5 protein-coding genes are annotated in these 7,023 nt (G+C 54.3%); 3 read left to right on the forward strand and 2 right to left on the reverse strand.

Annotated features, from left to right (window positions below; genetic code table 11):
- Positions 1 to 4: 4 nt before the first annotated feature.
- Positions 5 to 826, reverse strand: a complete 822-nt coding sequence (locus tag AC1RQP_RS39990) for a WecB/TagA/CpsF family glycosyltransferase (protein ID WP_492943246.1) — start codon at positions 824 to 826, stop codon at positions 5 to 7.
- Positions 826 to 1,902: a glycosyltransferase family 4 protein gene (locus tag AC1RQP_RS39995; protein WP_492943248.1), complete on the reverse strand. Its 1,077-nt coding sequence runs from the start codon at positions 1,900 to 1,902 to the stop codon at positions 826 to 828. The genes AC1RQP_RS39990 and AC1RQP_RS39995 overlap by 1 nt, the downstream gene beginning before the upstream one ends.
- Before the next feature lie 1,265 nt (positions 1,903 to 3,167).
- On the opposite strand from AC1RQP_RS39995, the gene AC1RQP_RS40000 reads away from it, so the two are divergent.
- The 3 genes from AC1RQP_RS40000 to AC1RQP_RS40010 all read left to right on the forward strand — a co-directional run.
- Positions 3,168 to 4,226, forward strand: a complete 1,059-nt coding sequence (locus AC1RQP_RS40000) for an acyltransferase family protein (RefSeq protein ID WP_492943250.1) — start codon at positions 3,168 to 3,170, stop codon at positions 4,224 to 4,226.
- Positions 4,227 to 4,635: 409 nt separating this feature from the next.
- Positions 4,636 to 5,835: an acyltransferase family protein gene (locus AC1RQP_RS40005; protein WP_492943252.1), complete on the forward strand. Its 1,200-nt coding sequence runs from the start codon at positions 4,636 to 4,638 to the stop codon at positions 5,833 to 5,835.
- Positions 5,836 to 5,923: 88 nt separating this feature from the next.
- Positions 5,924 to 7,023, forward strand: a 1,100-nt coding sequence (locus tag AC1RQP_RS40010) for a glycoside hydrolase family 26 protein (protein WP_492943254.1), incomplete at its 3' end; no start/stop codon positions are given.

Below are 7,023 nucleotides of genomic sequence, written 5' to 3' on the forward strand. Positions count from 1 at the left end.
AAACTCAAGATCGAAGCTTTGATCGCTCCGCCGATATTGATGGGGTTCCTGCCCTCCGCAAGGACGACGCCAGCGTCTTTCTTTGATTCAGCCAGAAAGACAGGATGTGAAGAATGTAGCTTGGTGCTCCAACCAAGTAGCGCCGCGACAGGCGCCCCGGCTCGTTCCACATCCTGAATAGCCATTCGAGATGCAGGCTGCGAAAGAAATGTGATGCTCGCGGAATTTCACCCGACATGAAGTCGAATAAAGCTCCGACTGCGAAAGCGTGATTGCATACTCGTGGAACGTAATTTGCCGTCCAGGCTTCTTGCTTGGGATTGCCTAGCGCAACCAGCAGCAGGTCGGGGCGAGCGTCCGCGATCATCGCTGCAATGTCGCCGCACTTCTGCTCGTTGAAATATCCCTGGTGAAAACCAACGACCTGATGGCGGGGCCACCGCGAGCTCATTACTTCGGCGGCTTTGGCGACCGTGTGCTCCTTCGCCCCGAGCAGGAATATCCGAAGCGAGTGTTTTGTTTGTGTGAGAAGCGTGGGGATGAAATCCGTACCGTTCATGTTCTCCGGGAACAGAGCGCGGTGCAAGATCACGCTTGCGATGCTTATCCCTATGCCGTCGTTCAGTACGACGAAGTCGTCCAGTTGCTTGGTCAGGGCGAAATCCGATCGTGCGATATTGGCCAGGTTGGCATTCAAGAACGCCACTTTCATCGCCGTCCCAGCCGAGACGGACGAGTCGAAGCGATCTACAAACTCGCGCGCCGTAGTCGCGAGAACTTTGATGTCGCCAATGCTTACAATGCTGCCGGGTCTGTGATGACGCATCAGACTGTCTCTAGGGTGCGACGGCTCTCGTACTTCAGAGAGTTCACACAGTCCTCAAGGAGTGCGACGCAGGTGCTCCAATTATAGTCGCTTTGGACTTTCTTCCTGGTTTCTTTCGTGGCTTTCCGGATGTCTGTAACGTCCGACTCTAGGATCAAAGCTGCCGTGCTTTCGGTGGCGTGATCAGCCGAGACGACAGCGCCACAATATTCCTGCGTCATCGCGGAGGCTCCCGGCAGATCAATGCAAATCGGGAATGCGCCGGCAGCCAGAGACTCGAGAACGATAAGTGGGAAGGAATCCAGCTGAGAGAGATGAACGAGAAAATCGGCCGTACTCAGGTGGTCGGCCAGCTTGTCTTCAGGCAATGCGTCCACCACGCTAATGAGCGAAGAAAGCTTCTTGTCGTCGATATATCGTATCAGGGAGTTCTTCGTCGCGGGATCGCAAGGGCCAATTATTTCGGCGTCAAAGTTGAGGCCATTCTCAGCCAAAATCTTGCAAACATCGACAAACCGAAACGTGCCCTTGGCGTGCGACAGCCGGCTGGCGTGTATCAGCCGGATTCGATTCGTTTGCTCGTCTGATTTGACGTGCCCAGGTCTTAATAGAGCTCTCGGGAGCAGCGTGCGAATTCGTGATTTCGGTATGGATCCCGGGACCGCGAGTTCGGTTAACTGTGTTTCGGAAAGGTAGGCAACGCGATCGCACAGTTTGAGCAGCCGCGAGCTCAGAGCTCTAAGAAACCCGTTCCGGGTGGAAGCCCAGTTCGGGCCAAGGTGAGGTGTTACGACGACCTTCTTTCCCATCACGCGGGCTACAGGCAGAAAAAAGAGATCTGCGATGTTGACGTATTGCAGCCAGACGACGTCGCAAGGCTCTCGTCGAGCCTGATAGAAATGCAAAACGGCGCGAAAAAACGAGGGAAGGCGCCGTGGTCTCAAGTAAGCGCTTTCGGTTGACAGCCACTTGGCGTGATGGCCGGTTGCCTCGTTCAGGGCTTCCGTAGCTCTCCTGCAAAATGCTTCCACGCCACCACGGTGAGACGGGCTACCTCCTAATACCAATACATTCATGGAAACTCTCAAGACCTAATAAGTATAACTAAACGACGCAAAGTGACGGAATCTTAGAGTAGATGCAATCGTTCCAAACACCACAATACTTACACCAGATGTTTCCTCCATGCGAGGGGATCCGGACGGAATCTTCATTAACTAATTTAGATGATTTCTCGCTCTCCGAAGTGCGATCGGTTTAAAGCTGTTCATCTAGAGGTCGGACGTCTGGCTTGGTCTTTGGTCTCCGGCTTTTCCCTCTCTGGCGGACCGGAAATCATCGGTTTCATGCCTGCCAGCTGAGGAGTCGTGCCCGGGGAGTTACTCGGGACGTCATTCTAGCACCGGGGCGGAGCGGTGCTCCGGTGCATGCGATGTCTCTCAAAGAGTTTATTGGCGTCCTGGGCGCGCATCTCAAAATCTTGAGTGTGTCCAGTCTATCTCTCCGCCCTTTTTCGCCAAGTCGTGCTTTGCGCCAGAAGCGCAATAAGAGGTCTGATGTTGATGCCAATTTTAGAGGTCGCGATGAACGGCCATTATCAACCGGACGCCGCGGATTTGAGCGTTCAGGCTGCTGTTCAGCTAAACAGCAGCCGATAGTTGAATGAGCTTAATTGCTGCGCAGATGATCATGCCCCAGAGCGCGAAATTGATCTGCAACGCATCGGCCATTGGTGTTTTCAACTCCCTCGTTTGACGGTCTTGTTCTTGACTGACGCGATCCGATTTCAGGCCAGCCCTTTGCGATCCGCGAGCCCAAAAAAGAGTGTGATCTCTGGCCTGGAATCTGACAATCCGTAGGGCTACGGTCGGCCGGATTGGCCTGTTCGCGTCGTATGTGCGGCGGGTTCGGCTTTCGGGCCGGGACTCTCGGGTGAGGTGTGCCAGGCGCAGCGATGTACGTGCAGTGAGTGGCGGGCCGATGTATGCGCAGTGTCGAGCGCGCGCAGCGCCTTTAGTGCCCTCGCCATGTCTTGTTGCCTTTTCTGTCTTCGCAGGGGCTGCTCAAAAATAGGGTGCAAGGCCGCCATCTCCGAGTGCGGCCGAGGTATTCTTGCCGCAGCCTGCATAGAGGGCACTTCGGCTAGGCGGCGACTGCACTACACGTTCGTGCTGGAAAGCCGGTTCCAGTCCCGCGTTTGCCTAACGAGATTGGACTTGCCAGATTCTTGGGCAAATAGGTACGTGCAAGCACACATGCGCCTTCACTGCACAATAATTTTGGCACATAGACTGCATAGACGTAGTGCTATCCGCCGCTACAGCTTGTCGATGACTGGAAAATGCAAAGAAAAGAGATTCTCGGACTGACCGGGCTTCGCGCCGTCGCTGTCGGATTGGTGATCCTCAACCACAAGACGGAATTTGGTACCACGCTGAATACTGGTGTCTCCGGAGTTAAGCTGTTTTTCGTCCTCAGCGGTTTTCTGATCATCGGCATTCTGGCTGAGCGACGCAGTGCCATAGAGGAGGGCAGAGCAGCCATCCGGACGGAGATTTGGCAGTTCTTTGAGAATAGGTTTTTCCGAATTTGGCCGGTTTACTATCTGGTCGTTTTCATAGCCATAGGAATGGGCCTCGTCGGCGTATGGCCGGCGATGAGTGCCTCCGAGATATTCGGTACGCTGACCTACACCAGCAACATTTTTCAGGCGTATGCTTGGCCGGTATATCCCGAACATTTCTTTCCATTGTGGAGCGTGGCCATTGAGGAGCAATTCTATCTGTGGGCCGGCTTCGCCTTCTTGCTGACGCCGCGCCGCTACCTACCCTGGATTTGCATGCTGGTCATCGGTCTGGCTGTTGTCGCGGGCGTGATGACGCACGTCCTCGGTCTTCCTCTTCGGTCAAACTACGTTGGCTCCCTAACCAATTTCGGGCTGATGGCGTTGGGCGGACTGACTGCTTTGGTCGTCAGGCCTCACAGGGCTTTTTCGATTGCGGCTGGGCCGTCTCTGCTTTTGTATTTCTTAGTTCCGTATTTCGTATGGACGTTGGGGGCCAGCACCGCGCTTGGCGAGTTGGTCTCATGGTCATCAGGCATTCTGGTCGCAACCATCCTTGTAGGGCTTCTGTCCGATCAGCAGGGCTTGTTGGTTAAGATTCTTGAATTCAGGCCCATTAAGTATATTGGCTGCATCAGTTACGGCTTATACCTCTATCATGCGATGATCCGCCTTCAGGACTTCGGCATCGAGTTCAAGGGCGTTCGAATGGTCGATACACTGATCGCTTTTGCGATCGCTGCGGCATCGTTCCATTTTCTCGAACAACCGTTGCTGGATGTGAGAAATCACCGTCGACAGGCGAGGTCCGAAAAGCTCGTGACCTTGGCCGCATGATGTAGTCGAGGCGACGGTCGCCATTGCTCGATCAGCGAGATCGTATGGAATGGGAGTATTATGAAGTTCCGTTACTCATGTTTCGCGTGAAGTGTAAGGATGGAACTTATGCCTATTTCGGCACGATGCTGGTGCGTCGAATGCTCCAGGATAGGTTGTGGGAATATCGACCGCCAACTCCGGAAGAGGGGAGCGAGTATCAGGCACGAAATGCCTGGTGATTTCGGAAATGTCTTCCGAACGACCATCGATCGTGAGGCGTATGGGTCGTAAGTGACGGGGACTTGGGCGGAGTGCAATCGCTTGCTTGCCGGTGTCAGATGCGCATTGTAATGTTGCTACCGCTCCTACGGGACGTTCGTCCGCGTAGACAAATGTTCCAGTGAAATCGATGAGGCGCTGTATTCGCTTGGCCGACACCGATGTGTATATGCAAAAAGGCGCCCTTCAATCGTCGGTCTCGGGTGCGGGCGGTGGTTCTAAAAAGAGCCTTAGGCCGGGCCCATCGTCGTTTCTGGATCTGTGTCGTGGCCTGGCGGCGTCCGTCGTCGTGATCTCTCACGCCGAGGAGATATTCGACATCCACATTTTTCGGTTGTCGGGAGCGATGGGTGTAAGCGTCTTCTTTCTCTTAAGCGGTTTTCTGATCACGATTTCGATTAGAAACCATCTGGACGCGCGGCAAGATCGGCTATCTGTTTTTCTGTCAGATCGTTTTGCCCGGATCGCAACTCCCTATCTGCCGATACTGGTCGTCGTTGCATTGATCAATGTATGGTTCGTGAGCGGCAATTGGGGGCAGTTTGGAGTTAATCGCGGCCTTTACGCGTTGTTGGGGAATGCCCTTTTTCTGAATGACTATCCGATTTTTCAGGCCCTCTCGAATCGTTGGTCGGTCGCGGATTTCTATGTCCGTTCCTACAACACTGCTGAGCCATTCTGGACGATACCGATCGAGTTCTGGATTTATGTTGGTGTCGGCCTATTTGCTTTCTGCTTGTTGGGAAGAGAGAGGCTCCGAGGTTCGTTCATTTTCGTCTCGTTGAGCTTGTGCTTGCCGGTCATCATCTGGAACTCTTTTGCAGGGGGCGGCAAGTGTCTGACGCTTGTGTGGTTGGTCGGGGCATTCTTTGCATTTCTCTGGCTATCGCTTGAAAAGTACGCCGGCCAGATCGCGAAGATCGGTCTGGTTCTGACGTTGTTCGGTGCAGTTGCTCTTGCCGGCAAGATCGCCAAGACTTCGTTCGATCCGCATGATTTGCAGACGGACTTTTTTATGGCCTGCATCCTGTTTGGCGCGACATTCCTGCTTTCCGAATCAAGGCTTCCTTCGTTCTTTCACAAAATTGCTCTTGCCCTCGCGTCCTATTCCTACAGTCTCTATCTAGTCCATAACACTGTGCTAATCGTGGTGAAGGAGCACAGCTCAGTCACCTATCTCTCATATGGCTTGAGTATCGTGCTCGCGCATTGCATCTCGATCGCGGCGTACCTGGTCTTCGAGCGACACCACCGGCACGTCTCGCGGTTCGTACGTCCTTTCATGTCCAGGCTGGTCAATCCGGGCGCGACTCCCGTCGAAACGATGTCAGCATCCCGTAAGATTTGATCGTTTAGCCATGCGGGGCCTTCATCAAATGGCTCTATGTCTGTGCCTGATTTCAGCTGAAGCTAACGGGTAATCTCGTCACCGGCTGATGGGTGATGCTGGAACCGCGCGTTTTTCGTTGGTTGCTCACTTTGCCGCCTTAACGAAAAATTCGCGCGCTTCGAGAAGGCTCGAACGCGTGGGGCCATTGTGGAGTTCCAAATATAAGGGCGCAGTCGTGGTTACAACCGGCGTTTACGTAGGCAATTCTCCCGTCGACTTCCAGGCATTTGAGGACTGGTTCGGGGGCGACGTGCCTATGGTAGGTCTTGCGACCGGCAGGGCGAGTTGGGCCGACTGGCAGGGAAGCATCTCGTGGCTGGCGAACATGTGGAAGACGGTGGACGTGGATGTCCGCTGGAGCATCCCAATGTTCGCCAATGGTGGCAATCTAGTCTCTGCCGCCGCAGGAGAGTACGACACGCACTATACGAGTGCGGCCAAATCATTGTTGGCTGCGTATTCCAATGAATCGCAAATCATCGTTCGCATCGGCGAGGAGTTCAACGGAAACTGGATGCCGTGGTCGGCGCAAGGCGACCCGCAATCATTCGTCGCTGCCTACCAGCACTTCGTCGATGCGTTTCGCTCGGTATCGGACAAATTTGTCTTTGAGTGGAATGTTAACGTTGGCGACTTCGGCATGGATCCCGCTACGGCTTATCCGGGCGACAAGTATGTCGATATCATCGGGGCGGACTTCTATTACTTCAAGACTTGGCAGAGCAAGGATCCGGCGATCGCCTGGACCAATACGGTCAATCAGAAGTACGGGTTGCAATGGTTGGTCGATTTCGCGGCGGCCCACAACAAGCCCACTGCTTACAGTGAATGGGGCGTGCAATCGAACGATGACAGCGTCTACGTAGATCAGGCCGCGAAATGGTTTGCTTCCCATAATACTGCTTATCAAATCTACTGGAACAGCAACGCGGACTTTGCGGGGAAGCTCAGCAATAACCAATATCCGGCGACATCGGCTGCCTACCTGAGAGATTTCGGGCCTCCGTCGACGCCGGTCCTGAGTTCGATCAATGCGAACGGGAATCCGGTCCTGACTGCGCAGAGCAATGCGAACCAGCTGACTCTGAGCGGGACGGCTTCGGCGGGCGGTACGGTTCAGATATACGACGGCACGAAGCTGGTCGG

The sequence above is a fragment of the Bradyrhizobium sp. GW821-FHT13H06 genome (assembly GCF_058803975.1).